This window comes from Paenibacillus residui, from assembly GCF_042677205.1.
Classification (GTDB): Bacteria; Bacillota; Bacilli; order Paenibacillales; family NBRC-103111; genus Paenibacillus_L; species Paenibacillus_L residui.
In genome coordinates this window covers 1-26,052 of record NZ_JBHTIU010000081.1, presented here as the reverse complement: position 1 = coordinate 26,052, position 26,052 = coordinate 1, and the positions used below count along the sequence as shown (strand labels likewise).

Annotated in this window: 23 protein-coding genes; 5 read left to right on the top strand and 18 right to left on the bottom strand. The window is 53.1% G+C overall.

Annotation, left to right across the window (positions count from 1 at the left end):
• Nucleotides 1–89: 89 nt before the first annotated feature.
• The 12 genes from ACFQ03_RS19855 to ACFQ03_RS19800 all read right to left on the bottom strand — a co-directional run bounded on the left by ACFQ03_RS19855 (nt 90) and on the right by ACFQ03_RS19800 (nt 14,870).
• Nucleotides 90–1,193: a hypothetical protein gene (locus ACFQ03_RS19855; protein WP_379290408.1), complete on the bottom strand. Its 1,104-nt coding sequence runs from the start codon at nt 1,191–1,193 to the stop codon at nt 90–92.
• A 184-nt stretch (nt 1,194–1,377) separates the two neighbouring features.
• Nucleotides 1,378–2,241, bottom strand: coding sequence for a sugar phosphate isomerase/epimerase family protein (locus tag ACFQ03_RS19850; protein ID WP_379290406.1), 864 nt, complete (start codon nt 2,239–2,241; stop codon nt 1,378–1,380).
• A 176-nt stretch (nt 2,242–2,417) separates the two neighbouring features.
• Nucleotides 2,418–3,428, bottom strand: a complete 1,011-nt coding sequence (locus tag ACFQ03_RS19845) for a formylglycine-generating enzyme family protein (protein WP_449290187.1) — start codon at nt 3,426–3,428, stop codon at nt 2,418–2,420.
• A gap of 52 nt (nt 3,429–3,480) precedes the next feature.
• Entirely contained in the window at nt 3,481–4,686 is a 1,206-nt protein-coding gene (locus tag ACFQ03_RS19840) for an ROK family protein (protein WP_379290402.1), read from the bottom strand.
• Between the two features lie 155 nt (nt 4,687–4,841).
• Complete coding sequence (locus tag ACFQ03_RS19835; protein ID WP_191964285.1) at nt 4,842–5,381, bottom strand: chromate transporter; 540 nt, start codon at nt 5,379–5,381, stop codon at nt 4,842–4,844.
• Between the two features lie 145 nt (nt 5,382–5,526).
• Entirely contained in the window at nt 5,527–6,198 is a 672-nt protein-coding gene (locus ACFQ03_RS19830) for a chromate transporter (protein ID WP_150959199.1), read from the bottom strand.
• A 410-nt stretch (nt 6,199–6,608) separates the two neighbouring features.
• A complete protein-coding gene (hemH, locus tag ACFQ03_RS19825; RefSeq protein ID WP_379290400.1) occupies nt 6,609–7,535 on the bottom strand; it encodes a ferrochelatase in 927 nt (308 codons plus the stop codon).
• Nucleotides 7,532–8,863: an ABC transporter substrate-binding protein gene (locus tag ACFQ03_RS19820; protein WP_379290398.1), complete on the bottom strand. Its 1,332-nt coding sequence runs from the start codon at nt 8,861–8,863 to the stop codon at nt 7,532–7,534. The genes hemH and ACFQ03_RS19820 overlap by 4 nt, the downstream gene beginning before the upstream one ends.
• Nucleotides 8,864–9,257: 394 nt before the next feature.
• A complete protein-coding gene (locus tag ACFQ03_RS19815; protein ID WP_144933985.1) occupies nt 9,258–10,046 on the bottom strand; it encodes a heme ABC transporter ATP-binding protein in 789 nt (262 codons plus the stop codon).
• The gene (locus tag ACFQ03_RS19810; RefSeq protein WP_379290396.1) at nt 10,043–11,128 is read right to left on the bottom strand and encodes a FecCD family ABC transporter permease; all 1,086 of its coding nucleotides are present in this window, start codon (nt 11,126–11,128) and stop codon (nt 10,043–10,045) included. Before ACFQ03_RS19810 ends, ACFQ03_RS19815 begins: the two co-directional genes overlap by 4 nt.
• A 289-nt stretch (nt 11,129–11,417) precedes the next feature.
• Nucleotides 11,418–12,287, bottom strand: a complete 870-nt coding sequence (locus ACFQ03_RS19805) for a VOC family protein (RefSeq protein WP_379290394.1) — start codon at nt 12,285–12,287, stop codon at nt 11,418–11,420.
• A 345-nt stretch (nt 12,288–12,632) separates the two neighbouring features.
• Nucleotides 12,633–14,870, bottom strand: coding sequence for a heavy metal translocating P-type ATPase (locus ACFQ03_RS19800; protein WP_379290392.1), 2,238 nt, complete (start codon nt 14,868–14,870; stop codon nt 12,633–12,635).
• Nucleotides 14,871–15,000: 130 nt separating this feature from the next.
• Between ACFQ03_RS19800 and ACFQ03_RS19795 the strand changes: the two genes are divergently transcribed.
• Nucleotides 15,001–15,570, top strand: a complete 570-nt coding sequence (locus tag ACFQ03_RS19795; RefSeq protein ID WP_144933976.1) for a hypothetical protein — start codon at nt 15,001–15,003, stop codon at nt 15,568–15,570.
• 140 nt (nt 15,571–15,710) lie between these two features.
• Here the strand turns inward: ACFQ03_RS19795 and ACFQ03_RS19790 are convergent, their stop codons facing one another.
• On the bottom strand, nt 15,711–16,223 hold the full coding sequence (locus ACFQ03_RS19790; protein WP_144933974.1) for a hypothetical protein: 513 nt from the start codon (nt 16,221–16,223) through the stop codon (nt 15,711–15,713).
• Nucleotides 16,224–16,280: 57 nt separating this feature from the next.
• Nucleotides 16,281–16,811: a thiol-disulfide oxidoreductase ResA gene (gene resA, locus ACFQ03_RS19785; RefSeq protein ID WP_144933972.1), complete on the bottom strand. Its 531-nt coding sequence runs from the start codon at nt 16,809–16,811 to the stop codon at nt 16,281–16,283.
• Between the two features lie 324 nt (nt 16,812–17,135).
• Between resA and ACFQ03_RS19780 the strand changes: the two genes are divergently transcribed.
• From ACFQ03_RS19780 to ACFQ03_RS19770, 3 genes are read left to right on the top strand one after another with little or no spacing between them, the layout of a single operon-like run.
• Nucleotides 17,136–17,879, top strand: a complete 744-nt coding sequence (locus tag ACFQ03_RS19780) for a metal ABC transporter ATP-binding protein (RefSeq protein WP_144933970.1) — start codon at nt 17,136–17,138, stop codon at nt 17,877–17,879.
• Nucleotides 17,879–18,739, top strand: a complete 861-nt coding sequence (locus tag ACFQ03_RS19775; protein WP_379290563.1) for a metal ABC transporter permease — start codon at nt 17,879–17,881, stop codon at nt 18,737–18,739. Before ACFQ03_RS19780 ends, ACFQ03_RS19775 begins: the two co-directional genes overlap by 1 nt.
• A complete protein-coding gene (locus ACFQ03_RS19770) occupies nt 18,736–19,728 on the top strand; it encodes a metal ABC transporter substrate-binding protein (RefSeq protein WP_379290389.1) in 993 nt (330 codons plus the stop codon). The genes ACFQ03_RS19775 and ACFQ03_RS19770 overlap by 4 nt, the downstream gene beginning before the upstream one ends.
• Here ACFQ03_RS19770 and ACFQ03_RS19765 read toward each other — a convergent pair.
• Together ACFQ03_RS19765 and ACFQ03_RS19760 are read right to left on the bottom strand one after the other, a co-directional pair.
• On the bottom strand, nt 19,725–20,585 hold the full coding sequence (locus ACFQ03_RS19765; RefSeq protein ID WP_150959191.1) for a DUF421 domain-containing protein: 861 nt from the start codon (nt 20,583–20,585) through the stop codon (nt 19,725–19,727). The genes ACFQ03_RS19770 and ACFQ03_RS19765 overlap by 4 nt on opposite strands.
• A gap of 440 nt (nt 20,586–21,025) precedes the next feature.
• Nucleotides 21,026–21,850: a phytanoyl-CoA dioxygenase family protein gene (locus ACFQ03_RS19760; RefSeq protein WP_379290386.1), complete on the bottom strand. Its 825-nt coding sequence runs from the start codon at nt 21,848–21,850 to the stop codon at nt 21,026–21,028.
• Nucleotides 21,851–22,086: 236 nt separating this feature from the next.
• Between ACFQ03_RS19760 and ACFQ03_RS19755 the strand changes: the two genes are divergently transcribed.
• On the top strand, nt 22,087–22,917 hold the full coding sequence (locus ACFQ03_RS19755; protein WP_379290384.1) for a helix-turn-helix domain-containing protein: 831 nt from the start codon (nt 22,087–22,089) through the stop codon (nt 22,915–22,917).
• Between the two features lie 145 nt (nt 22,918–23,062).
• Here ACFQ03_RS19755 and ACFQ03_RS19750 read toward each other — a convergent pair whose 3' ends face one another.
• Together ACFQ03_RS19750 and ACFQ03_RS19745 are read right to left on the bottom strand one after the other, a co-directional pair.
• Nucleotides 23,063–23,833 (bottom strand): alpha/beta hydrolase, encoded by a 771-nt coding sequence (locus tag ACFQ03_RS19750; protein ID WP_379290382.1) that lies wholly within the window; start codon nt 23,831–23,833, stop codon nt 23,063–23,065.
• A gap of 353 nt (nt 23,834–24,186) precedes the next feature.
• The gene (locus ACFQ03_RS19745) at nt 24,187–25,941 is read right to left on the bottom strand and encodes a glycoside hydrolase family 35 protein (RefSeq protein ID WP_379290380.1); all 1,755 of its coding nucleotides are present in this window, start codon (nt 25,939–25,941) and stop codon (nt 24,187–24,189) included.
• Between the last annotated feature and the right edge of the window lie 111 nt (nt 25,942–26,052).

The following is a 26,052-nucleotide window of genomic DNA, read 5'->3' as shown; positions in this document are numbered from 1 at the left end:
TAATAGTTTAATTATGAAAAGCCCGGCCTCTCTAGGAGGACCGGGCCTGCTGCTATATTCAAAACAAACAGGCGCTGCGCCGGATATACTTATTGCAGAATGCCCGCCTTTTGCAAGTCCTCAATGTTGTAGTAGGGGCTGTAGCCCCGCTCGGATTGAAGAATGCCCAGCTTCTTTAAATCCTCGGTATTATAATAAACGCGAGAGCCGCCGTATTCCACCCTTATTCCATCCATATTCTGTATTTCCCCGTCTTTCGTCTTCCCATTGGGCCAAGTGATTTCATACAGCAGCTTCCGGTCGCCCTTTTCATCCTTTGTATAAAAATAACTGACCGCTTTATAGATTCCGGGACTGACCTCAGGGCCAACCCCGCCCAAAATTTCGACATTCGTGAATCTCTCCAAAGTCTCCTCCGTCACCCATTCGTCCGTGATCCCTGTTTCATAGCTGAACGTTTTTACCCGAATGTCATTGCTGGTTTTGCTAATCACTTTAGTCTTCCAATCCGGCGCAAGGACGAAGCGGAAGTATTCCTTCTCGTTTAGCACGAAAGGATTTGTTTTAAATACCATCACATCGTTATTGAATTCAACCCGGCTGTCGTAGATTTTGGCAAGCAATCCGGATGAAATCCAGCCTTCGGATAAAGTGGGGGGAAGCTCGCTTCTTTTCTCTAGCCTGGACATGACAAGCACCGTATCATCTTCATCGGTGAACTGGCCTCTGAAGTTTCCGGCAGCATCATACGCATACAAAAAAACCATTCCGCCCTGCTCTACCAAACCTTTGGGCAGCTCGTACTTCACTTCGTTATTTTTATTTAAATTCGCAATCGCTTCTCTCTCGGCAAGTTCACGGTTCATCCCGGTACCGGAAGAGCTGGATGATCCGGCTGAAGCAGCTTTGTCTCCCTCTGTGCTCACCTGACCGTCCGTGTTAATTTCCACCCGTCCTAATTCATTGTTCCAGTGATAATCGACACCGGTCAGATCGCCGATCTTGGCCAAAGGAATGTAGGTGCTGCCTTCATAGTTCAGGACAGGGTTCTCGCTATCCTTGTACTCGGTTCCATTGACAAAAATCGGGTAAGTGGGTTCCGTCAGAATATATTGCTTTACGGTAGCCGCAAGAGCGGTCGTCCCAAGAGTCAGACAGGCTCCAACCAGCAGTCCTGTAACGAATTTTTTCATAACTGCATTTGCCTCCATCATAAATTAGAATAAATAACGTTATTGCACGGCATCTGGCTCTATTTATTAGTTTTTAATTTACATTTTTTACCACAATATTTGCACATAAAACAAGGGTCCGCAATAAATAACAGCCCCTTGTTCCGCCAACTATTCAAATTTGAGTTCGGCCAGATTAATTCAATTAAACTTCTTCCCAGATCCGTCTGGCATTATCCATTCCGATCTTCGATCCGACACGAGGATCTTCCATCCCTTCAAATTCAATCGATATGTATCCGTCATAACCCGATTGCTTGATTACACGAATGACCTCTACCATGTCGATATCTCCTTGGCCGACAATAGCCCCTCTCAAGAAATTACCGCTTGCGGTCTTGAACCAGCCTTCCCCGGGATCCCGATAGAAAGGTCGCAGATAGAAGTCTTTCAGATGGACCATGGAGGCATAAGAAATGTTCTTCTTCACCGCTACGACCGAATTTTCGTCGGCGCACATAAAGTTTCCGACATCGAGCGTGGTCTTGAAGTTCGGACGGTCCACCGCATGGATAAGGCGCTGCACCCGGTCGCTCGCTTGCACGAAGAAACCATGGTTCTCTACGCTTGTCGTAATGCCGAATTGAGCGGCGTAATCGGCCACTTGCCGGCAGCCTTCCACCATTTTGTCCAAATCCGCCTCGAATTGGGCGATGGAGGTTTCCGGTATCGGGCGGGAAGCCACATCATGACGCATCAATTTAATTCCAAGGCCATGCACAACATCGACATGCCGCTTCAGCTTCTCCACTTGCTCGTTAAAAGCTTCGTCGCTGTCGGTCACAAAGTTGGCGCCTACAGCATAGTTGGAAATGTCAATGCCGACTTCCTGCGCCTTCTTCCGAATGGCCTCCACCAGAGAAGAGTCCTCGGTCAGGTTTAAGCTCATCGGAACAATCTCGACGTGCTCCCCGCCATTTTCGGCAATCCATTCGATCGCTTGAAAAATATCCATTTCGCCGGAGTTGATAAGACGATAAAGACTGTAAGAACTTAGTCCGATTTTCATTTCGGGACCATGCCTCCTTCTAACAATTATTTGTCTATTATAGCGCATTTTTTTCCATAGAGGCATCCATTTTTAGAAATCTTTTTCCGGGCTTGGACCAAGCCGTCCCCTTCGTCTTCCTGCTGATGGTTAACCGAACCGTACGGCTCGAATCGCCCGCTCTATTCAGCGGTTTATCAAGTCGCATCCGCGGCACAGCGAAATCCCATATTTCCCGTAGAGCTATCCGGCGTATTGGAGCTTCTGGCCGCCACCCGATACCGGTTGCAATACGATTTATGACACAGATAGGATCCGCCGCGGGTTACCCGGCCCGTTCCGGCGAGAGGACCTTTGGGATTCAGCCTCGGGCTGTCCTTGTAATAAGCGGGATGGAACCAATCCGAGCACCATTCCCATACGTTCCCCGCCATATTATACAATCCGTATCCGTTAGGAGGATACTCATTCACCGGAGCGGTGCCGGAATAGCCGTCAACCGCATTATCCTTGACGGGAAATTTCCCCTGCCATATATTGCAAACATATTTCCCGTCGGGCTTCAGCACATCGCCCCACGGATATTTCTTCTGAACCAAGCCTCCGCGGGCGGCATATTCCCATTCGGCCTCCGTAGGCAGACGCTTGCCCGCCCACCTGCAGTAAGCAGCGGCATCATTCCACGAAACGTGAACGACGGGATGATCCCAGCGTGTCTCCACGTTCGAGCCGGGTCCTTCGGGACAGGCCCAGTAAGCTCCTTTAACCGGCCACCACCAGGGAGTAGCTTGAACTACCTGCTCGACCGTGCGGGCGACCTCTTCCGAAACGAAGAGGTGAAATACGAAGGACCAGCCGAAGCTTTCAGCCTCCGTACGATAGCCGGTAGCCCGGACGAAATCGGCGAACTGTCTGTTCGATACCGCATACGGGTCGATATAGAAAGCATCCAGCTCCACCTCATGAACCGGGCCTTCTCCATCCGCAGGAAAGCCCTCCGCATTGTCCGTTCCCATCAGGAACGTTCCGCCCGGCAGCAGGATCATTCCGTCTGTCGTCCCGAAGTTCGGTGAAGCCGTAGTCCCCTCCGAAGAGGCTGCAGCCTGTTGCGCTGCGGTCAGTCCATCTGCAGCTTGTCCCTCCGCCGCCGCCCGGCTCGCCGTGCAGCATCCTTTGCGCCTCATTTTCCCGTTGTCCTCGTTCATCATCTGTACATCCTCGCTTTCCATTGATCGGCCTCCGTTGGCCAACGCAGTCCGATTACTCCTCGGTTAACGAATCGATCGCCATCACGGCCGCTCCGGACGCTATCGCATCCTCGCCGAGCCGCCCCCGGCTGAACATTACCTGGTACTCCGGATAATAATATGCTTTCTGCACGGCAACCCGGGTGCTGATCTGAAAGAACAAATCATGCGCGGTAATTAACGGCCCGCCCAAGATCACCTTCTCCGGGTGCAGTATGTTTAACAGATTGGCCAAGCCAATACCGAAGTAAGTTGCCGCCTGCGTAAAAATTTCAATTGTCAGCGCATCCTGCTTATGCAGCGCTTGTACCAGATGGGCAAAAGTGACCTTCTCCGGACTTCCGGCCAGGGCCCGAAGCAGGCTGTCTCTTCCCTGCTTTAATTTGGACGCGGCCTCTTGTTCTAACGCATATATGGCCGTATAGGATTCCAGACTCCCGTAATTTCCTTCGCTTTCCCGATGAGGCCTGCCGTCCGTCTGAATGATCATTTGGCCGACCGCCCCTTCCATATCTACGGCTCCATAAACCACCTTGCCGTCCGACATCATCGCCGAGCGCAGGCCCATTCCGCCATGAACGTAAAGCAAGTGCTTGAACTCCCTTGCAGGGTCTGCCCAATATTCACCGCGAATTGCCGTATTGGCCCCGTTATCCAGGAAAACCTGAATCCCTAGCCCTTCCGAAAGCTGCCGGCTAATATCGACATTCTCCCATCCGGGAGCCTGAAAATATCGGGGATGAAGAATGATTCCCCGCTGCCGGTCCAGCGGTCCTACCGCGCCTATGCCCAGTCCGAGCACCGCCGCCAATGAAATTTGCCTCTCGGCCAGCATCGACTCGATTTCCCGGACTGCCCGCTGCAGCACATACTGCGGGGTAGCTTCAGCCGTCATCGGCCAGCCCCGTTCCGCCAGCTTGTTCGTCTGCAGATCGCACAGCACCAGCTTGGCATTAAGCCGGGAGATTTCCATCCCCAGCACATATCCGTAATCGGGATTGACTTCATACAGAATTGGCCGCCGCCCGCCTGTCGATTCGCCGAGCCCCGTTTCCCGAATCCAGCCCTGGGTCGTCAGCTCCTCCAGAACTCTGGTCAGCGTGCTGACCGGCATTTCACATTGATCGAGCAAATCCTGCTTGGACACTTTCTTCTGCTTGCGTATCAGCCGGAAAATCGACTTTGCCTTGCTCCCCGGCCCGGGAGATTGACCGACCATTCCTTCACCCGCCCTTACAATCTATTCGACAGCTGTACCGCCTTGTCCCAAAAACCAATGACTTCATTAAACCCATTATACCGTTCCGCAGCGCTTCGTCATACGCCAAAGTGCGAGAGCAAGCCCGCCGGTTAGAATGGATAACGGACAGATTCCTAGCTGTACAGAGCGGCACCGGCCAGGCCGGACAGGGCAATGACATAAAGCGGATGGAGCTTGTATTTAATCAGCGCAAATAAAGAAAAAGCGAAGATCACCAACGCGATACCGCTATCCCAGGAGATCGGGCCGATGATGCCGCTTGTCTGGCTGAAATGAATGGCGGCGTAGGCAACCAGACCGGCCACGATCGGACGCAGACCGTAGAAAGCCGACTTGACCAGCTTGTGCTCGTTGATGCGGACAAAAAAGGCGGCCATCAGCACGATAAGAAACAGCGAAGGCAGAACCATCCCCAGCGTAGCCGCCACTGCGCCTGCCAGACCGGCCGTATGATAGCCCACATAAACCGCACCGTTAGTTGCGACCGGCCCCGGGGACATCCCCGCGAGAGCAATGGCCTCGTAATACTCCGCACTGGTCATCCAGCCGTGAGCCGTCACCTCATGCTCTATAACGGGGATCATCGCATAGCCTCCTCCAAAGGAGAGAAGCCCTATTTTAAAGAAAGTCCAAAATAATTGCAGCAGCAGCATGAGGATACCCCATTCCATAGAATCGCCCGCAGCCACTGGCAGGCTCGGGCATATAGATAATTCTTTAATCGGCCAACCGGAAACATCCATATCGGCAGCGAACCCGCCTTTCAGAGTTACCGGAAGAGAAGATTCTGTATTCGGCTCAAATCCCGTCGCCCAAAAAATAATCATGAGAGGAATACGTAGCCGGACGATCCGTCCGATCTGCTTGTTCCTTGCCGGATACCTCGTTCTTCTCCAGCTTGACCCGCCAACCCAGCCTTTCCTTCATCTTGATCAAAAGGATGCCGGCGACCATGCCTCCCAGAATAAGAACAAGCGGGTGAATCGGCGAAAATATTAGCAGCAAGGCGGTTGCTGCGGCTACGGACAGTGTAGCGATATCAAAAACGGCCGTTCGCAAAAGCCGATAGGCGGCAAAAACGATCAAAGCGGCAATGGCCGATTGAATCCCGGCAAAGGCGGCCTCAATCTTCGGTATGCTGCGCAGTTGGGTAAACGCGATTCCCAAGGCCAGCACGATGAGAAAGGCAGGCAGCGTAATGCCCATCAGAGCGGAGAGCGCCCCTTTCCATTTGCCAAGCCGGTACCCGGTAAAAATCGCCGCATTGACTCCGATCCCCCCGGGAGCTGAACCGGAGATGGAGAGCACATCCGTCATCTCCTTCTCGTCAAGCCATTTCCGACGGGCTACCACTTCCCGCTCGATGACCGGAATCATCGCGTAGCCTCCTCCGAAGGTGACGGGGGAAATTTTGCAGAAGGTCCAGAAGATGGACCAGGACAACTTCCATGAATTTGCCGGGCGTGCCATTTATCAACACTTCTTTCTTAACCATGATGTATAAATGATGTCTCTTGCGCTCATTATACCTCTCTTTAAACCATTTTGGAATAAAGATTTGTCTATTGACAAAAAAAAGTAGGCTTGCGCCTACCTCGTTTATTAATTCTGCTTATAAAATTCTAAACTTTGTATAATTTTGGATTTTATTTTGTTATCCTATGGCTTTTCTGCAGAACGCAGCCGCTTTAGGTAGGACACAAAAAACAGGGAATTTTCGCGACACCCTAAGCACACTGTGAGGAGCCCGGATCTCTTGACGTCCGGAATATCCGCGATGGCCCTGAGGAGGACAGCGATGCCGCCGCCCCAATGCCAAGACGACAAGCTTGACGGATTACTCGGAAGCCTTGTGGATACCGTCAGCTATAAAGCCGAAGCTAACTCCAGCCTGCCGCCTTAATCCGCTCCGCCACGATATCGCTGACCACCTTCATGAAATCATCGGAATCGTTCAGAAATTCGGTTCTTACAAACTCCAATCCAAGCGCTTGTGCCGCAGCTTGGCCCTGGATTCCGATATCTTGAAGCACCTCCACATTCGCTGTCAGTGAGAGCAAGTCGCAGACCACCACCGCCTCCGCCCCGCCTTCTCCCACTTCGGCAATGACATCCAGCACGTCAGGCTTTAGCCAAACCTGCGGCGCCGGCCCTCCGCTGCGGTAGGCTATCCGCCAAGAGCTGCTGCCGGATACATCGGCGACGGCTTCCGCCAGCTCCCGGAATTCCCGGCAGTAGTCCGGATGGGCCTCGGGCAGCCCGGGTTGGCTGTGTGAGGTAAAGATCACCGCGGTATTCCCGCGCACCGCAGCAGGCAGCCATTCCGCAGCCGCGCGGACCCTGTCTGCAACAATGCGCACGAAGTCCGGATTCAGGTGCCAGTGGGCAGCAGTTAACAGCTCCATACGATGGCCGGAGGAGGCGATCGCCTCGCGCAGCTTGCGCTCATACCAGCCAGTTCCCGTCTTGGAAAACAGGGGCGACAGCGGCAGGCAAACGACCTTGGTTACTCCATCTTCCGCCATGCGGGTTACCGTTTCCTCGGCTGACGGTGGGGTATGCTTGCACATGTAATAGGCTTTGACAGGGCTGTTTAATTGCAAGCTGAGCCTCCGCTCCAGCGCCGCCGCCTGCCGCCTTGTAACCGAGGCGAGCGGATCGCACACTCCCAGCGCCCGATACTGCGCTTCCGCTTGGGCAAGCTTATCCGGGCCCGGCTTTCGGCCGTGGAAGATATGAGTGTAGAAGGCTTCCAAATCATCCAGGGAAGATACCATCCCGTAGGCCGTCAAGACAATTCCGATCATGCCCCCTCCTGTCCGGCCGCGTACTCGCGCACCCATTCGCCGATTTCCTCCAGGCTGTCCACGACGCCGAGATTAGGATTGGTGACCTGGCTCGCCCTCATCTTCTTCACCTGTCCTTCACGCACGGCTTTAAGGGACTGGAAGGCGTCCTGAGACATCATCTCTTCCAGCTCGCTGTCTCCTTTATCATCCCATTGTATGAGCAGGATCATATCGGGGTCGGCTTTCATCACCTGCTCCATCGAAGCCTTCGTCGTCCGGTTTACCCCGAGAATATCCACCGCCGGTATTCCTCCGGCTTTTACAATGAGATCGTAAGAAATATTCGTCTGGCCGAGCAAATACGGACCCGTGTTCGGGCCGACCGGAGACAAGATAAGCACCGAAGGCTTGATCTTGTTATTCTCCGCCTCCTCCTCGACCGAGGCGATTCTTTCCTGCATTTCCCGGACTATACTGTCCGCCTTCTCCTCCTGCCCGATCGCCTGTCCGATCGTTTGCAGGTTTTGCTGGAGCTTCTCCAGCGTATTCCACTGTTGGAAGGTAATTAACGGAATTCCCGCCTGCTTGAGCAGAGCGTCGGCGTCTCTCTCCCCGTCATGGATCGTTGTCAGCAGGACGAGATCCGGCTCGTAGGACAGCACCTGCTCGGGATCGAGCGCGGCTGCCCCGGCAATTTTGTTCGGCACCTGGCGGCCCTCTTCCGTATTTCTGGCTAATGCCTGGTCTTCAATGCTTCTCGGGACGACCGCTACCCGGGAGGCATCGGCCAGCTCCAGCACCATCTCGGCCGTATCCAGGGACAAGGCCGCAATGCGGACCGGCTGCTTCTCAATCGTTACCGTCTCGTTTCCGATCGAAACCTCTCTGGGGAAAGAATCATTCGCTTGCTTGGCCTCCGGCCCTTCTCCCGCTCCATCTGTTATCGGGGCTTCCTGCCCCGGGGCTTGCCCGTTACCGGCTGAAGTGTTGGACGGATCCCCTCCGTTCTTCCCCTGCACAGCCTCCTGCTTCTGCCCTTCTCCCGGAATCCCTCCCGTTCCGCAAGCCGACAGAAGGGCCAGAAGCATAACGGCCGCTGCCGCCTTCCCGGCGATTCCCCTGCCGTTGACACGTCGGCCGATCCTGAAGCCTGTTTGGGAGGGCCCGCTGCTGCCGGCCATGCCTTTGCCGACATCTGCCGCCGCTCCGTCGCTGGCCCTCTCCGCTGTTGCCTGCCGTTCTTCTCCGCTGATGCGTTCTGCAATGGCTCGGCTTGTTCCTTTCCAATCCGTTCCGGGCCGGGAAGCTCCCCTCCCATTAGTTGTATTCCACCGTTGATTAAACATAAACTTGCACCTCACGTCCATAATGCTTTGCTAACAAGAATATACCGGTCTTCTTGCAATCCTGGTTGCAGCTGATCGAGTCCCGCCAAGCTGCCAAACCGTTTAGTATACACATTTGCCCGGCGGTAATTGGATAAAATACATCGATACACGAACCGCTATGTCCTGAAAGGTCCGCAATCTGAATTTAACGGATGAATGTTTTCATACAAAAGCGGACCTTCGCCGCATGTACACAGCTTTCCGTACGATATTTCATACAAAACTCACTCGTTCGCATCAATCTATTTGTACCTCTATTCGACCCCACCCAAGGGATACGAGCGAGTAACTTGGATGCTTTCTCAACAAGCAACCGCCGACGGCTCCGTGCCCCAGCGCCGGCGGTGATTCCTTATCCGGCGGCCTCCTGCAGCGCGGTCACCGACGGCTTGCCGGTCGAGGGATCGGTAGCCACGACCGCCTCCACGCCATAGGCCTCGCGAATACACGATTCCGTCATGACTTCCTCCGCACTCCCCCGGGCCAACACTTCTCCCTCCCGGATAAGCACCAGCCGGTCGCAGTAGCGCGAAGCCAGGTTCAAATCATGCAGAGCCGCAATGGCCGTTAAACCCTGGTCGCACAGCTTGCGGATCACGCTTAATACCCGCAGTTGATGAGCAATATCGAGAGCGGATATCGGTTCGTCCAGCAGCAGCACCTCGGGCTCCTGGGCCAGCGCCTTGGCGATAAATGCCATCTGCCTCTGCCCTCCCGACAGGCTCGGCATGGATCTGTCGCTCAGGTGCAGTGTCCCTGTTTCCCGCATAGCTTTTTCTATGACTTCACGATCCCTCCCGTTCTCTCCTGCGAAGCGGGAAATATACGGATGCCTTCCCATTCCGACAACTTCCCGCACCGTAAAATCGAAGTCGACGGTCAAATCCTGGGGAACGAAAGCAAGCTTGCGGGCCAGGGCCTTTCTGGAAATGGCGGCCATGTCCTCGCCATCCAGCAGCACCTCTCCTGCCGATGGCTTGAGGAATCCGGCCAATGTCCGCAGCAGTGTCGATTTCCCGCTGCCATTCGGCCCGATCAGCCCGACAAACTCTCCCTGAAATACGCTCAATGTGAGCTCCCGCAGAATGAGCGCCCGTTCCATATGAACAGAAATTCCGCAGGCATTCAATCGGATGCTCATGTCATCTTCACCTTTCTGGAACGTAGTACTAACGAAATGAACAGAGGGGCTCCGATACAAGCGCAAACGACGCCCACCTGCAATGTCACAGGCTGCAGGATCATGCGGGAAATAACATCGGCTACTATGAGAAAGCATGCCCCGCCCAATGCGCTTGCGGGAAGCAGCAGCCGATGGTCCGGGCCGGCGATCAGGCGGACGACATGCGGTACGACCAGCCCTACGAAGCCGATGATCCCGCTGACGGCCACGGCCGAGCCGGTCATGAGCGACGCCAGCGCCAGAATCATGTAGCGCGTCGCCTGCACCCGGATCCCCGAGCCTTCCGCCTGTTCATCGCCCAGCAGCATCAGGTTCAAATCCCTGCCGAAGATACAAATCAATATACAACCAAGCACAATCGGCGGCCCAATCAACTGGACGTGCTCCCAGGTACGGGCTTCCAGTCCGCCTTGCAGCCAAAACACAATGCTTCTCAGCTCCTGTTCATTCTTGGAGCCGGCCACCATAATATTGATCAGAGCCGACAGCAGCGCATTTATCCCTATTCCCAGAAGAAGCAGTGTCGTAATGGAAGCTTGGCGGCTGCCCCTCCAAATCAGCAAAATCAGAATAACCGCAGCCACCGCCCCCGCAAACGCGGATATCGGAAGCATCCATTTTCCGAATTGGGTCCAGCCGAAGAACAAAGCACATACCGCTCCTGCGGCCGCACCGCTCGATACTCCGACATACCCCGGCTCCACCAGCGGATTCCGGAACAGACCCTGCATGGCGGCTCCGGAGATAGCCAGAGCGGCGCCAACGAGCCCGCCGACGATCACCCTGGGCAGCCGTACCTGCTCCACAACGAGCCGTTCCCTGTCACCGGCAACAGCTTCGACAGGAAGCCGCAGCTTCTCAAGAAGCAGACTCATCGTCGTCTTCAATGGAACGGACACCGGACCTACCGCGGAAGCAACGAGAACGGCCAGAACCGTCGCGGCGGCCAGAATCCCCATCGTAAGCAGCCATTTGGTGGAGAAATGCAGGCGCCCTGTCCCCGACCCCTCTCTTAAATTGATATCTGACCGCCGCCTCATCGGCGCTCCCCCTCCTGAATGTCATTATGTCCGGCTGCCAACCAGCCTGTTCTTCCGTAAGCTTGCCGTTGAAGCGTCGCAGCGTTTTCACTCGCCGGGTTTCCCGCACACTTTTTAATTAAGTATGTATTGTCCACAGACAAATTTGTTTTCCATACGCAAAAGTTATTGTATATGTAAATTATTTTTCAGTCAACCATGTTTTTCATATGCCCGGCCACGGATGGCCCAAAATAAAAAAAACCGAGCCAACTCAGGCTCGGGAAATCTATCTTATCAACCGCTATTCTTATTCGGACGGAATGACCGTCAGCCTTGTCCGGGTGCCGAAGGGATCGGATACGATCCAGGCTCCCTCTTGCTCCTCTAACGGGACGCCGGCATCGCGTATCCTTTGCAGAGCCGTCTCCAATTCGGAAGCATCGGGATACATGATTGTATAATAAGCCAACCCCGTGCCGTGAGGAGGAGCCGGGGAAGCGCCGATTCCCGCCCACACATTCAAGCCGATATGATGATGGTAGCCGCCCGCAGAGATAAAAAGCGCCCGCATCAGTCTGGAATAATCCGCCGCCATTTCAAATCCAAGCAAATCACAATAGAAAGCTCCAGCCTGCTGAAGATCACCGACATGAAAATGCACATGCCCGATCGTCGTCCCTTTCGGCAAACCGGACCAGACCTCACTCTCCGCCTCTTTCAACAAGCCTTCCCAGTCGATCGGATCAGTCGCCATCCTGTAATTTCCGTCCGCATCTCTCTGCCACACATCCCGCGGCCGGTCTGCATAAATTTCAATGCCGTTATGATCGGGATCCGAAATATACAGCGCTTCGCTGACCAGATGATCCGCCTGCCCTATCGATATTCCCGATTGAATAAGCCTTCTCAGGCTTACTCCAAGGTCCTTGCGCGTCGGAACCAGAATCGCGAAATGGTACAAACCGCTGGCCGATCGGGGAGGGACAACCAGAGCATTGGGGATTTCTTCAAGCGACAGCAGGGAATGCACTCCATCCACTGTCATTTCTGCGGTAACGGAGGTTTGTTTTAATATTTTCAAGCCTACGACTTGCTCGTAGAATTCAAGGGAACGCTTCAGATTGCTTACTTTAAGCTTTACTTCTCCAAGCCGGATATCCGGATGTATAGTATACACAACGGGCCGCCCTTTCCAAGCAGTGTCATTCCTCCATGGCATTACAAAAAACAAGCGCACCGGCTGTAAATTGTAAACCACGGCATGCCTTCCTCATTCTGCAGAGCAGTCGAAGAAGACGCAATGGACACTGCTTCATTTAGTTACTTTTTGTAACTTAGCATATATTAATAATTAACAAACGTCAATTTATCCAACCTGAACCATTGACGCCCGCCATCCCCGGACGTGCAGCACTCTGATTCGGATTTATGTATTGGGATAGTCCGCTTTAATCTAACAGATGCATCACGCGACACGTTAAGCGCGCATGGCGAGTGCTCAGCCCCCGTTAGCGTGAACCTTCTATCGTCCGAGCTTAACCTTCCTTAAGCGAAGAGAGTTCGCCACGACGGACACCGAGCTTAAAGCCATGGCGGTTCCGGCTACCCAAGGTGCGAGCAGGCCGAGGAAAGCGACCGGGATCGCCATCGTATTATACAGCAAGGCAAATGCTAAATTTTGCTTAATATTCCTCGTTGTCCGCCTGCTTATCCAGATCGCGTCGGCGATGCCGTTCAGATCTCCCCGCATCAGGTGAACATCCGCCGCCTCCAGAGCAAGATCGGTGCCTCCGCCAACGGCAATGCCAATATCGGCGGCTGCCAGAGCCGGAGCATCGTTCAAGCCGTCTCCGACCATCGCCACCTTCCTGCCGTTCTGCTGATGCTTGCGGACCAGCTCGACTTTACCTTCCGGCAGCACTTCGGCATGGACGTCGGCAATCCCCGCTTCCTCCGCTACCGCCCTGGCCGTCCGATAATTGTCCCCGGACACCATTATGGTGCGGACTCTAAGCTTGCGCAGACGGCGGACCGCCTTCCGGACGGACGGCTTCATCGGATCAGTCACGGCAATATAGCCGCTGAACCGGCCATCAACGGCGATGAATAGCACCGTCTTCCCCTGGGCTTCCCACTCGCCGGCCCGCTGTTCATTTTCAATTCGCCCTGCCCCATGACGCTGCAGAAGCCTCCGTGTGCCGATTAATACCTCGTGCCCTTGAACGATTGCACGGATACCGCTGCCCGGAATGACCGCGAACCTCTCCGGCTCAACCGTGTCCACTTGCTCCATCTGCGCAGCTTGCACTACCGCATGGGCAAACGGATGCTCGGAAGGCCCTTCCGCCGATGCCGCAAGGCGCAGCAGGGTTAGCCGGTCCCCCCGATGAGCGTATACTTCGGTAACGGCAGGCATTCCTGCTGTAATGGTGCCCGTCTTGTCCAGCAGAACGGTGCGAACCTGCTGCATCTGCTCCATCGTCTTCCCGTCCTTGAACCAGATTCCGTGCTCCGCTGCCCGTCCGGACCCGACCAGTACCGAGGTCGGAGTCGCCAAACCGAGGGCGCAGGGACATGCCACAACGAGCACAGTGATCGCCCGCTCCAGCGCGCTGCCGAACATCCCCGGCTCCAGATAGAAATAGCCGGCCAGGAAAGCTGCCGACGCTATCGCGATGATGCAGGGAACGAATACTCCAGAGATCCGGTCGGCTATTCTCTGAATCGGCGCTTTGGAAGCCTGTGCCTGCTCGAACAGTCTGACCATTCTCGAGGCCGACGTCTCCTCACCGGCGCGAATGACGGTTACCTTCAGCGTTCCGCTACGGTTGACCGTCCCCCCGATCACCTCGTCGCCCGGCCGTTTGTCCACCGGCAGGGCTTCCCCGGTCAGCATCGATTCATCTACGGTGGAATAGCCGGAGATGACCCGGCCGTCGACCGGAATCCTTTCTCCGGGACGTATCCGTACCACCTCCCCCGGATTGACCTGTCCGGCAGGCACGGACCACTCCTGCCCATCCCGGATTACGCTGGCTTCTTTCGGCCTCAGCTCGTGGAGATGGCGGAGCGAATCGGTCGTCTTGCGCTTGGCCGCCGCTTCCATCCACTTGCCCAGCAGCACAATAGTAATCAGCATGGCGCTCGTTTCGAAGTAGAGCGGTACATGCTCCCCTGCAGGCAAATGGATGGAGCGAACCGTTAAATAATGGCTGTAGAAAAAAGCCGCCGACGTGCCGAGAACAATCAGAACATCCATATTGGCGCTTCTATTCTTCAAGGCGTAATAAGCGTTGAAATAAAAAGGCCGGCCAAAAACAAACTGGACAATCGAGGCCAGCCCGAGCTGAACCCAGGGATCAAGCAGCCATGCGGGGACCCATATCCAGGAAGTAAAAGAATAATGGGTAACCATCGTCCACAGCAAGGGCAAAGTGAATAAAGCCGACAGCACGAAAGAGCGGCGCAGAGACCTGAAGCGCTGCTCCTGTGCGGATAGCCCCAGTCCGTCTTCGCCCTTCTCCGCTTCCTTATTCTGGTCAACCCCGAAGCCCAATTGAATGATTCGTTCCTCCAACTGCTGTTTCGTGACGAGCAGGGGATCGCGAACAATCGAGGCCTGCTCCAGAGCCAGGTTCACCTTGATTTCGCGAACCCCTTCCATTCTTCCGATCACCCGTTCAATTCGCGCTGCGCATGCGGCACAGGTCATTCCGGTTATGCGAATCCTCCATTCGTCCGTCTGGCTCCTTCCTTCCATGACCTTCCCCTCCGTCTTTCCCTTCTTTCCACCCAGTATATGGGTCTTGTCCTTTGAATATGTTTACGGAGGATTTCATATTTCGAACAAGCAGGCTATATAAATGTAGATATGAAAGGAGGAATGTCCGATGACCGGTTTGATGCCGTTCGCGATCATCTATGGACTCCTTGCCGCATGGATTGTTTATACCGTATTCCGATATCGGAAGCGTCTGTCCTCCATGGCCGGTATGACGGCCGCCATGGCTCTGGGGATGGGGGCTGGTCTGGGCCTCGGCTCTCTTATAGCCGCATGGATCCCGGAATCCTTTGCCGAATCGACTGCGCTGGGAATGGCTGCAGGAGCCGCAGCAGGCGCTCTGGCAGGCGCTCCCGTCGGAATAATGGCCGTAATAGACGGGCTCCTATCGGGGGTTATGGCCGGAATGATGGGGGCTATGCTGACGGAAATGATGCCGCCGGAGGATGTCGGAGCTATCGTCCAATGGATGGTGGTTTTGTACAGTGTCATTATTTTTCTTATTTTTGTCATGCTCCACGACAGTGGTCACCAAGAGGAATCCCGGACTGACCGATCCTTCTGGTTCCGGCCCGTGACCCTGTTTCTGGTCGTTGCTCTCATTATTCTTTTTGCTCTCCAGCATGTTCCGGGTACATTGGTCGAAACACTCCCGCCGACCTCCCGCCACTCGCATTAAAATAAATGACGAATACTTCCTCAGGGCACAGAAGAAAAAAGACCTGCAAACATACAGGTCTTTGGAAGGTGTTTGAATAAAATCGACAAAAGACATGCACTCCCGCATGTCTTTAACGCTAACTGCACTATTCCATGCCATTATCTTTTCATTAATTTGCGGATTCGAAATATCACATAGATGATGCCCGCCGCGAACAGCGCCATAATCCCGAGCCATAAGTAGGTCATTTCATTGCTTTTCTCCTTGACCGTCAGCTCCATTTCCAGCATGTCCGAATGAGCTTCATTATTCTGATCCACGGCCGATATGACTATATTCCACAATCCCGCTTCGGGAAAAGTGACCTCTCCCTTATAGCCCTCTTCCCCGCTGAATACGAGCTCCTGCTTTAATTCCTGGGAGCCTTTGGTCATCCGGATGCTCACCTTGGCATCCGCCGCCGGCAGCTTGTCCCTCTCCGTGCCCGGCTCCACGCCGGCATCGATCACTTTCACGTAGTACTCCGTTTTCGTATTCGCATATACTTCACTCAAGGAAACACTGGAAATGAAAATTCCTTCTTCTTTTTCTTCTTCTGCGTAAGAAACCGCAGCAAAACTGACCATAAGCATCAAAAAAACAAGTATGGCCAGATGAGACCGCCTCTTCAACACAGGATGCCTCCCCCACTTTAATATCTATCTACAGCAAGCTCCGTTCTCCGGTTCTTATTGGCTTGGCAAAATTTCCTTGACCAGCGCCTCAATAATCTGTTCATTCATTTCTCCAACGTACACTTTATGAATGACCCCATCCGGCCGGATAAAGAACGATGTCGGATATCGGGTCACGTTATATTTGTTTCTGGCGGTTTCCAAATTACGGTCCATCAAGATCGAAAAGCGTACGTTTTCTTGTCTGACGAAGCTGTCGATCGTCACCTTGGATTCACCCAGGTTGAGACCGAGCACCTCCAGCCCCTGTTCCTTCCATTTATCATATTGATTCTGAATAGCGGGCATCTCATCCTTACAAGGCGGGCAGAACGTGCCCCAGAAATTGACAAGAACCGCCTTACCCCGATATTCGCCGAGGGAATGTTTATTTCCACTGAGGTCGTACAAAGTAAATTCCGGGGCCAAATTTCCTTCCTTGGCCGAGCTTCCGCTTGCCGAGAAGGTATTTGCAACCGTAACTACTCCCAGCACGACGAAGATGGTTAGTATTCCGATCTGGAGCCATTTCCGGTATTTCTTCATGTTGATTGCTTCTCCTTTCGTCAACTCAGGACCCACTTATTATACCGCTTCTATGCAACCGTTCCAACTCACTTACACTATGGATTGTAGTATATATAAAACAGAAACGTCAACCGGTTGCCGTTCGCACTCTTGACGTTTTTAGGAACATTTTCGAAACCAAGATTTATATTGACAGGATGCGGAATCGCCTTTAAAATTTTGCCTAGGTAAACATTTTTTCATAAGAACATATTGTATTCTTTATCGAAAGAAATGTGGCGAAGGCTAATCCTGATTAATATACTGTTAGAATGACACGCATGGAATAAGAGGTGACGAACAATGTCCGCAGCTATTACCGTCGAGCATCTTTATGTTTCCTACCATGGGAACGAAGCGATCAAAGATGTATCCTTCTCTCTTGCCCCGGGTAATCTGGTCGGAGTCATCGGCCCGAACGGCGCCGGGAAATCGACTTTGTTAAAAGCGCTGCTCGATCTGATTCCGAAAGACAAAGGCAACATTACGTACTTTGATAAATCGATTGCCGAGATTCGCAAGCAGATCGCCTATGTTCCGCAGCGCAACGATATCGATTGGACCTTTCCCATCACGGTGCTGGATACGGTTCTTCTCGGCACCTATCCCAAACTGGGCCTGTTCAGGCGTCCGAAGAAGGAACAGCGGGAATGGGCCTATCAATGTCTTGAGCGGGTCGGAATGGAAGCCTTCAGCCGGCGGCAAATCGGTGAATTGTCAGGGGGCCAGCAGCAGCGCGTGTTTCTTGCGAGGGCATTGGCCCAGCAATCGGAAATTTTCTTCCTGGATGAACCGTTCGTCGGTGTCGATCTGGCCAGCGAAGAGACGATTATCGCTATTCTGAAGCAGTTGAAGGACAGCGGCAAAACGATCATCGTCGTGCATCACGACTTGAATAAGGCGAGCGCCTATTTTAACCAATTGATCCTGCTAAACCGGGAGCTGATCAGCTTCGGCCCGGTGGAAGATGTGTTCCGCCCGGACATTCTGGCCAGAGCCTATCGCGGCGAATTTTCGTTTATGAAAGAATTGGGGGTGGGCCTATGATGACTTTTATCGATGCCATTATGAACTATGGCTTTATGCAGAAGGCCCTTCTGACCTCTATCATGGTCGGTATTATCTGCGGCGTGATCGGCTGCTTCATCATTCTGCGCGGCATGGCTTTGATGGGGGATGCCATCTCCCACGCGGTTCTTCCCGGGGTAGCCATTTCTTATATGCTGGGCATTAACTTTTTTATCGGCGCCGTCATCACGGGAATATTGACCGCGGTCGGCATCGGCTTCGTCAGCCAGAACAGCCGGATCAAGAACGATATTTCGATCGGTATCATGTTTACTTTCGCTTTTGCTTTGGGAATTATTTTGATCACCCTGTTGAAGAGCAGCACCGATCTATACCATATTCTGTTTGGCAATGTGCTGGCTGTCCGGGCCTCCGAAATGTGGTTTACATTAATTATCGGGATTGTAGTCATCGGGACGATTTATTTATTCTACAAAGAGCTGCTGGTCAGCACCTTCGACCCGACCATGTCGGCAGCTTACGGATTACCTAACCGGTTGATCCACTATATCCTGATGACCTTGCTGACGATGGTGACCGTCGCTTCCCTGCAAACGGTGGGGATTATTCTCGTCGTAGCCATGCTGATTACGCCTGCAGCCACGGCATACTTGCTGACCAACAGGCTGTGGATCATGATCTATCTGTCGTCCTTGTTCGGGGTTATTTCATCGATCGCCGGAATGTATATCAGCTACGTCTATAATTTGGCTTCCGGGGCCAGTATCGTCATTGTTGCGACCGTTTTGTTCTTTGCCGCATTTATGCTGTCTCCGAAACAAGGGCTGCTCATTCGCACGATAAGGACACGGCGGAAAAAGGCGATGCTCGGTTCATGAAATGGAGAGTTGGAGGGAGAGAGTTGAGACCGATTATCGTAAAAATCACTTTGTTACTCCTCGTTCTGCTGTGGGTTGCGGGATGCGCCCCCGATAACCGTCCAACGGATTCTTCCGGCGGCTCCTTCGGACAGCAGAATGACAAGCTCAAGGTCGTTGCCACCTATTCCATCATTTATGACATTGTCCGAAATGTCGGAGGAGACCGGGTAGAAGTCGTCAGCCTTGCCCCCGTCGGCTCCGACCCGCATGAATACGATCCCCTCCCCGCCGATGTCAAGAATACGGCGGATGCGGACGCGGTCTTCTATAACGGTATGAATTTGGAAGCCGGCAACTCCTGGTTTGAAAAATTGCTTGAGGCCACCCATAAGGACGGCCCCGATGCACCCGTATTCCAGATAAGCGACGGTGTAGAACCGCTGTTCCTCACATCGGCCGGCAGCGAAGGAGAAATAGACCCCCATGCCTGGCTCGATATCCGCAACGGAATCCGTTACGCCGAGAATGTCCGCGATGCCTTGATTCTTATAGACCCGGAGCATGAGACGGATTATAAGGCTAACGCAGAGCTGTACATTGCTGAGCTCGATAAGCTTCATCGGGAAGCCGTGGAACGCTTTAACCACATTCCTGAAGATAAGCGCATTTTGGTTACCAGCGAAGGAGCCTTCAAGTATTTCAGCCGGGCTTATGGCTTCGAAGCGCAATATATATGGGAAATCAACTCGGAAAAGCAGGGAACGCCGTCCCAGCTTATTACAATCATCGATCTAATCCGCGATAAGCAGGTGCCCGTCCTGTTCCTGGAAACAAGCGTAGACCCGCGCAGCATGGAGATGGTTTCCGAGGATACGGGTGCTCCGATCGGAGGCACAGTATTTACCGATTCCCTCGGAAAACCGGGGACGGACGGAGATACTTATCTCAAGATGATGAAATGGAACATCGATACGATCCTCAACGGATTGACCATGAATTCGAACTAACCGGTTAATAGCGGCCTGACTTCGAGTATGACTTCCTGCATGACCTCTGAACAGCGGCCGTACATTTCCTTCGCTACTTTATCCTCGGAGGACAGAGCGAACATTTCCAGATCGGCTTCGCATTTCTTGAGAGTGGCGAGCAAAGCGGCTTTCTGCGAGGGCTCGGGAACTTTGATCAAATCATCGAACAAATCGACGTATAACTGCCCGTAGGTGTCCACTTGTCCGAGAAATACGTTCTCCTGTGCGACTCCCAGCTTCTCCAGCTCCGTTTTGAGCCATTCTCGGCTGAGCCCGATGGTGGCCAACGGCTCATCCATGATAACGCCGTCCATAATTACCGTCTGAGGCTCCTGCTCGGGTCCGACCTTGATCCCCAAGTGACGCGGCGTGATCGGCTGGTTTTCCCGCTTAAGCAGCACATTGATTTCCCCGCTAGGCTCCATAACGGCGAATTCAACATCCGCCGCCCGGAAGGCGTTCTTCCTGCGAAGCTGCTCCAGCAGCTCGTCCGTGGAGAGACGCTCCTTCTTCAGATTGTCCTCCATTATTTTGCCGTCCTTGATCAGGACCGTCCCTTTCCCGTCAATCCAGTTTCTGAATCTCTTGCTTTTGATCTGAAGAAATTCCGCTCCCAGAGAGACGCCTACCCACACGACCAAAGCGACGATTCCCAGATACCAGTTCGCTTCAAGATCGAGGGAAATATAAGCGGCCAAGCTCCCGATGGTAATTCCCGTAATGTATTCGAAGACCGAAAGCTGAGTAACTTGTCTTTTGCCCAGCAGCTTGGTTAACACGAATAAAATGACGACAGCCGTCAATGTGCGCAGCGCCACTTCGAGCCATTCCTGCATGAAAATCCACCTCTGGTCCCATAATTGTTAAGACATAACAATTATTCTCCTTTTTCCCTGTTTTTATGAAAAAAACTCTACCGGAGGGTTCGGTGGAGGAATGACCGTTTTGCCGGACTGATTTCTAGGCTCCTTTGGCTGTTATCCCATTCGCTCAGTAGTGGCAGGCCCGTACGCTCTCCCCTCTTTTCCCGTCCCTCTGGCTATTATCCCATTCGCTCAGTATCTTCTGAGGGTGCGATCTATTCTTGTTATGAAACAGAAATTTAACGGGCTGGAAGGAATCTACCCGATGGAATTCATGGTCATCTCGCTTTTCTGAGGCAAGGGGATAACAGTCCAAAGCCTCGATATAGAGGTAAACCGTGTAAGCAACGGAATCGGCTTCCGGCCTGCCCCTTTTCCATTATATTTCGGCGAAGTTGACGTAGATTCTATCCTCAGTGGGCTTCCGCAGGAGTACCAAATTCCGACCCGCAAGGGCCCGAATCCGGATTTCCTTCCAATTCCAGCAATTGACCGTCTCTAGTATATAACGGGTTATAGAATTGACCGATTTGGCGAGCGGATATTCCCGCATAATGGCAAATAAAAGAACGGCGAAACCGGTTGGCGGAACGGTTCGGATAAGAACCGTGAATAACGCTGCCGTTAAAGAACAGAACATCGCCTGCGTTGAGCCGGGTAGGGATGACCTTCATCCCTTCAGGTACATTTACTTCTTCCTTGGAAAAGGAAATACTCGGGTCAGCCAAATGCGGGCACTCAATATAGAGTCGGTGAGAACCGGGCACCAGCATAATTCCTCCGTTTTCCTCATCCGACGGATCTATTGCTGCCCAAGCCGCTATACATGTGCCGGGCTGAACCTTCAAATAGAAATTATCTTGGTGCAGCGCCTGACCCCGGGCACCGGGGGGCTTGAAATAAAACATGCTTTGCGCCGCGATCGGCTCTTCCTCCAATAAATCCTCCAAGACATTCATGATATCCGGATGAAGCATATAGCGCTTAGCCAATTCATTGAACCGGTGGGGGTGCATAACCCGCGGAAATTGTTTCAGAATATCGCCTCCGGATTCCTCTGCGGAAACCGGTGCGAAATAACCTGGAATCGGGCCTTGTCGATGCATTTCCATAAAGGTCTCTTTAATCTCTCCTACCTCCGGTTCGCTTAACAGTCCTCTGACTATCGTATAACCCTCGCTTGCAAACTGCATTTTGTACCTTTCGTTACCCGCCTCCATTGACAAACTACTCTCCATCTCTTTTACCTCTCCTTATTATAAAATTTTGCCGAATTTCAATCATTCGATCCGGGCCGGGGTTCTCGTTGTCGGCAATCTTCACCGGCTATCGGCAGTCTTCACCGAAAAAGCGTGCGGTTCCCGCCACACGGCATGGCATTGTCCGACGGCGATCCCCCCTTTGCAAGGATTCAGGCCTTCTGGATCGGATGCTTTCATTGTAGAATGAGATGGAGAAGGGAGGAATGCTGGAAATGGCTGAATTCCTTAACGATCCTGCTGTCGAAACGGCAAGCCCCGCTCCGGGCATACTCGTTTCGGATCATTACTCCGAGCCCGATGGCTATCGGGTGTACCGTTCAAGAGGTACCAGAGACTGGTTGATTACCTACACCCTCTCTGGAAGCGGTTCGTATTGGATCGGTGAGCGGAATTGGACATGTCATAGAGGAGATATCGTCGTGCTGAAGCCGGGCACCGTTCATCACTATGCTGCCGGCGAAGGGACGATGTGGGAGTTTTATTGGGCTCATTTTATTCCCCAGCCTTCCTGGCTGGAATGGCTGGCTTGGCCGGAGCCGCATCCCGGACTGTTGATTGTCCGGTTGAACGATGCTTCCGTAGAAGCACGGTTACAAGCCGTATTCGAAAGGATGATCGGGGATTGCAGGTTAGAGCAGCCGTACTCCGGGCTGCTTGCCCTTAACGCGATGGAGGAAATGATTCTGCTGCTGGCACAGAGAGTCAATGATACGGCCAAGAGGCTGGATTCAAGAATCGAAGAAGTGCTCGGAATAATTACCCGTGACTTGAAGCAATCCTTCAGCATTGCCGGGTTAGCCCGCCAGGTGCAATTATCGCCTTCCCGCCTTGCACATTTATTCAAAGAACAGGTAGGCGATTCAATTGCAGCCACCCGGGCAAAAATCCGGCTGCGGCAAGCCGCGCGGCTGCTTGAATTCACTTCACGTACGGTCGCTGAAATCGCCGAGGATGTCGGCTTTCAAAGTCCGTATTATTTTACCAAACAGTTTACTTCCCACTATGGGAAGAGTCCTACTGCATACCGCAAGCAAATCCGCTAATCCGGAACACGGGCCATCCACGGCAGGGACTAATGCGGGCAACTCCCTCCCTTAGAGCACTCTATCCGGAAAGTCGCGGAAGTCGCTAGAGACTGCCTTTGCGGACTTCGCGGAATAAATCCACTCGGGAGGAGGCCGCTACTGCCTAAAATCCGTTCTTTCGGAGCCATGCGGCACATAGCCGCGTCCACTGCTGAACATGTTCGTCTTCTTCGGCTAATCCCAGACCATGACGGCCATGCGGGAATACATGCAGCTCGAACGGAATGCCGAAGCTTGCCAGCGCGTTTACAAACTTCAGGCTGTTCTGAACGGGTACGCTCAGATCATCCGCCGTATGCCATACAAATGCAGGTGGTGTATCGGCACTTACCCGGTTTTCAACTGAAAGCTGTGCCCGAAGCTCCGGCGATGGATCGGGCCCCAGCAGGTTGAGGCGGGAACCTTCATGCCCGCCTTCCCCGAAGGTAATGACCGGGTAGCACAGAACCATCAGATCGGGACGGGTGCTTTCCCGTTCAACAGGATCAGTGTTCCCCGAAGCGGCCGGGGCTTCCATTGTTCCGGCGGATGCTGCGAGATGCCCGCCCGCGGAAAATCCGAGAATGCAGATTCGGGACGGATCCACGCCCCAATCTGCAGCCCGATGCCGGACCAATCGAATGGCCCGTTGAGCATCGGACAATGGCAGCGGATGACGATGCGGCGCCACCCGGTAATCGAGAACGAAGGCGGTAATGCCGATTCCGTTCAGCCAACGGGCGACCGGTTCTCCTTCATGTTTCGCTTTATGTCTGTAGCCTCCTCCCGGGCATACGATCATAGCCGGCTTCGGCCCTTCTCCATCCGCCCAATAAGCGGTTATGGAAGGGGCTTCCGTTAAATGGGAATCATCCGAATATAGGGAAATTTTCATCTGAATCATCCTTTCTCCGCTGTTTTTTGAAAAACCGCACGACCGCACGAACTTCTTCTGCCTTTACACGTTCTGAATAACAATTTATCGTTGCCGGCTCTCTTCATCAGGATAATTTGATTATACAAGCTACCCGTAGAATAGGACAGTACAAGTAACTCAAGAGACTAGCGCATATTATTCCATCGATGGCCAGACCCTTGAGGAAGTCACCGGCTTGAGCTTTATTGAATGGCGTGATTTATGGCAAGAAAAGTACGGCCAGTAGGAGTCGAATCGAAACTCGCGACAAGTGATATTCTTAGCCCTAAATAGAAAAACCCCCTCACCGCAAAAGGTGAGGAGGTATAGCGTCAAGCTTTTTGCCCCAGGTTAGGCCGGTCTGTCAGCGTAACGGCCGCTTCATCGGTTCCATGCAGCTCGAAGATGACTATTTCATTCTCGCCTTCTTTTAGCAACGGACCCGGGATGTACAGCGTTTGCTGCGGACCGCGCTTCCAGTACCGCCCAAGGTTAAATCCGTTAATATAGGCTACCCCTTTAGTCCAGCCGGACATATCGAGGAAGGTGTCCGCCGCCTTCTCCACCTGGAAGGTTCCCCGGTTGAACACCGGCTTCTCTGAAACGGGACCGCTCTCCTGAAACTTCAGCGGAGAGAGATCATCCAACGGAAGCGTATGAATCGTCCAGTGATACAGAGCCTGATAGCCCAACCGGACCGCCTCCGTAATTCCTTTGTAGTCTTTTAACTTCGGTCCGTAGTTGACCCTTCCCATATTTTCAACGAGAATGCTCAGCTCGGCCCCTTCCTTAGGGATTTCCAGTTCGACCTTGGATTCCTTATCCCATCTCTCCAGAACTCCTTTATACTCGCCGTCCAGGAAAACGAGCGCCCGGTCGTGAACCTCCTGCAGGATGAGGCTCGCCTTCTCTCTCGGTCCCGACACCCGGGTCGTGTACAGAATGAATCCGTAATTCTGCCCCAGCTTCTCCATCGGCTCCGGACAGGTTCTTTCCACCGGACGGGAAAGCAGGGACAGGCTGTCGAATAACTCTGCTCTCGCGGTTAACGGTATCCGGCCATAAGCTTTCTTGCGGATCGGTTCCGGCAGAATCGACTCATCCACTTCAGCGTACTTGCCGATAACCTCCCGGAAGGCATAATATTTCTCCGTCAGTTCCCCATTCTCGCTCAGAGCCGAATCATAATCGTAGCTGGTCACTGTCGGTTCATAAAAACCACCATAATTAGCCCCGCTATAGAAACCGAAGTTCGTTCCGCCATGGAACATATAGAAATTGACCGATGCACCGATCTTCAGCATATCGTCCAAAACGGCGGCGGCATCCTTCGCATCTCTCGTATGATGCTCTTCCCCCCAATGATCGAACCACCCATTCCAATACTCCATGCACATGAGCGGCTTGTCCGGCTGGTATTCCAGCAGCTTGGAGAAAGATTCTTCGGTCCGGGAGCCGAAGTTGACCGTTGCCAGCACCCCGTCAACCATACCGCCCTGCAGCATAACGTCGGTAGGTCCGTCCGATGTAAACAACAATACATCCACTCCGCGACGAATCATGCCGTCTTTAAGATATTCCAAATACCGCTTATCGTTGCCGTAGCTGCCGTATTCGTTCTCGATTTGCATGGCGATAATAGGTCCGCCGTTCGTACACAGCAGCGGCTTGAGTATCGGCAGCAGCACATCATAGTACGCATCCACTTTATCGAGGAAAGGCTTATGGTAGCAGCGAAGCTTCATATCCGGCTCGCTCAACAGCCAGGCCGGCAATCCGCCGAATTCCCACTCCGCACAAATATAAGGACTTGGACGCACAATCACGTACAGGCCCAGCTCGCCCGCGATCTCAATAAACCGAACTAGGTCGACCTGGCCGGAGAAGTTGAATTGCCCTTCATTCGGCTCATGAACGTTCCAAGCCACATACGTTTCAACGGTGTTCAAGCCGCAGGCCTTCAGCTTCAGCAGCCGGTCTCTCCAATATTCCGGGACGATCCGGAAATAATGAATCGCTCCCGATATAAGCTGAACCGGCTTTCCGTCATACGTAAATTGCTTACCGCTAACCGCAAACTGTCCCATAGGAACCCTCCGTTATCAAATAGTCATAATATCCATACTTTTATAATACTGGACAGTCAAAAGTTCTACAGCATTAAGAAGCGAGCGAATCGGCGTCAATATCAGTCGTTT

Coding starts and splice junctions, on each gene's coding strand:
- ACFQ03_RS19755 (WP_379290384.1), top strand. CDS start 22,087: ATGGCTGAATTCCTTAACGATCCTGCTGTCGAAACGGCAAGCCCCGCT.
- ACFQ03_RS19810 (WP_379290396.1), bottom strand. CDS start 11,128: ATGAGGCGGCGGTCAGATATCAATTTAAGAGAGGGGTCGGGGACAGGG.
- ACFQ03_RS19760 (WP_379290386.1), bottom strand. CDS start 21,850: ATGGAGAGTAGTTTGTCAATGGAGGCGGGTAACGAAAGGTACAAAATG.
- ACFQ03_RS19775 (WP_379290563.1), top strand. CDS start 17,879: ATGACTTTTATCGATGCCATTATGAACTATGGCTTTATGCAGAAGGCC.
- ACFQ03_RS19835 (WP_191964285.1), bottom strand. CDS start 5,381: ATGCTGCTGCTGCAATTATTTTGGACTTTCTTTAAAATAGGGCTTCTC.
- ACFQ03_RS19750 (WP_379290382.1), bottom strand. CDS start 23,833: ATGAAAATTTCCCTATATTCGGATGATTCCCATTTAACGGAAGCCCCT.
- ACFQ03_RS19815 (WP_144933985.1), bottom strand. CDS start 10,046: ATGAGCATCCGATTGAATGCCTGCGGAATTTCTGTTCATATGGAACGG.
- hemH (WP_379290400.1), bottom strand. CDS start 7,535: ATGATCGGAATTGTCTTGACGGCCTACGGGATGGTATCTTCCCTGGAT.
- resA (WP_144933972.1), bottom strand. CDS start 16,811: ATGAAGAAATACCGGAAATGGCTCCAGATCGGAATACTAACCATCTTC.
- ACFQ03_RS19770 (WP_379290389.1), top strand. CDS start 18,736: ATGAAATGGAGAGTTGGAGGGAGAGAGTTGAGACCGATTATCGTAAAA.
- ACFQ03_RS19800 (WP_379290392.1), bottom strand. CDS start 14,870: ATGGAAGGAAGGAGCCAGACGGACGAATGGAGGATTCGCATAACCGGA.
- ACFQ03_RS19845 (WP_449290187.1), bottom strand. CDS start 3,428: ATGATGAACGAGGACAACGGGAAAATGAGGCGCAAAGGATGCTGCACG.
- ACFQ03_RS19830 (WP_150959199.1), bottom strand. CDS start 6,198: ATGGCACGCCCGGCAAATTCATGGAAGTTGTCCTGGTCCATCTTCTGG.
- ACFQ03_RS19850 (WP_379290406.1), bottom strand. CDS start 2,241: ATGAAAATCGGACTAAGTTCTTACAGTCTTTATCGTCTTATCAACTCC.
- ACFQ03_RS19765 (WP_150959191.1), bottom strand. CDS start 20,585: ATGCAGGAATGGCTCGAAGTGGCGCTGCGCACATTGACGGCTGTCGTC.
- ACFQ03_RS19745 (WP_379290380.1), bottom strand. CDS start 25,941: ATGGGACAGTTTGCGGTTAGCGGTAAGCAATTTACGTATGACGGAAAG.
- ACFQ03_RS19780 (WP_144933970.1), top strand. CDS start 17,136: ATGTCCGCAGCTATTACCGTCGAGCATCTTTATGTTTCCTACCATGGG.
- ACFQ03_RS19840 (WP_379290402.1), bottom strand. CDS start 4,686: ATGGTCGGTCAATCTCCCGGGCCGGGGAGCAAGGCAAAGTCGATTTTC.
- ACFQ03_RS19855 (WP_379290408.1), bottom strand. CDS start 1,193: ATGAAAAAATTCGTTACAGGACTGCTGGTTGGAGCCTGTCTGACTCTT.
- ACFQ03_RS19795 (WP_144933976.1), top strand. CDS start 15,001: ATGACCGGTTTGATGCCGTTCGCGATCATCTATGGACTCCTTGCCGCA.
- ACFQ03_RS19820 (WP_379290398.1), bottom strand. CDS start 8,863: ATGTTTAATCAACGGTGGAATACAACTAATGGGAGGGGAGCTTCCCGG.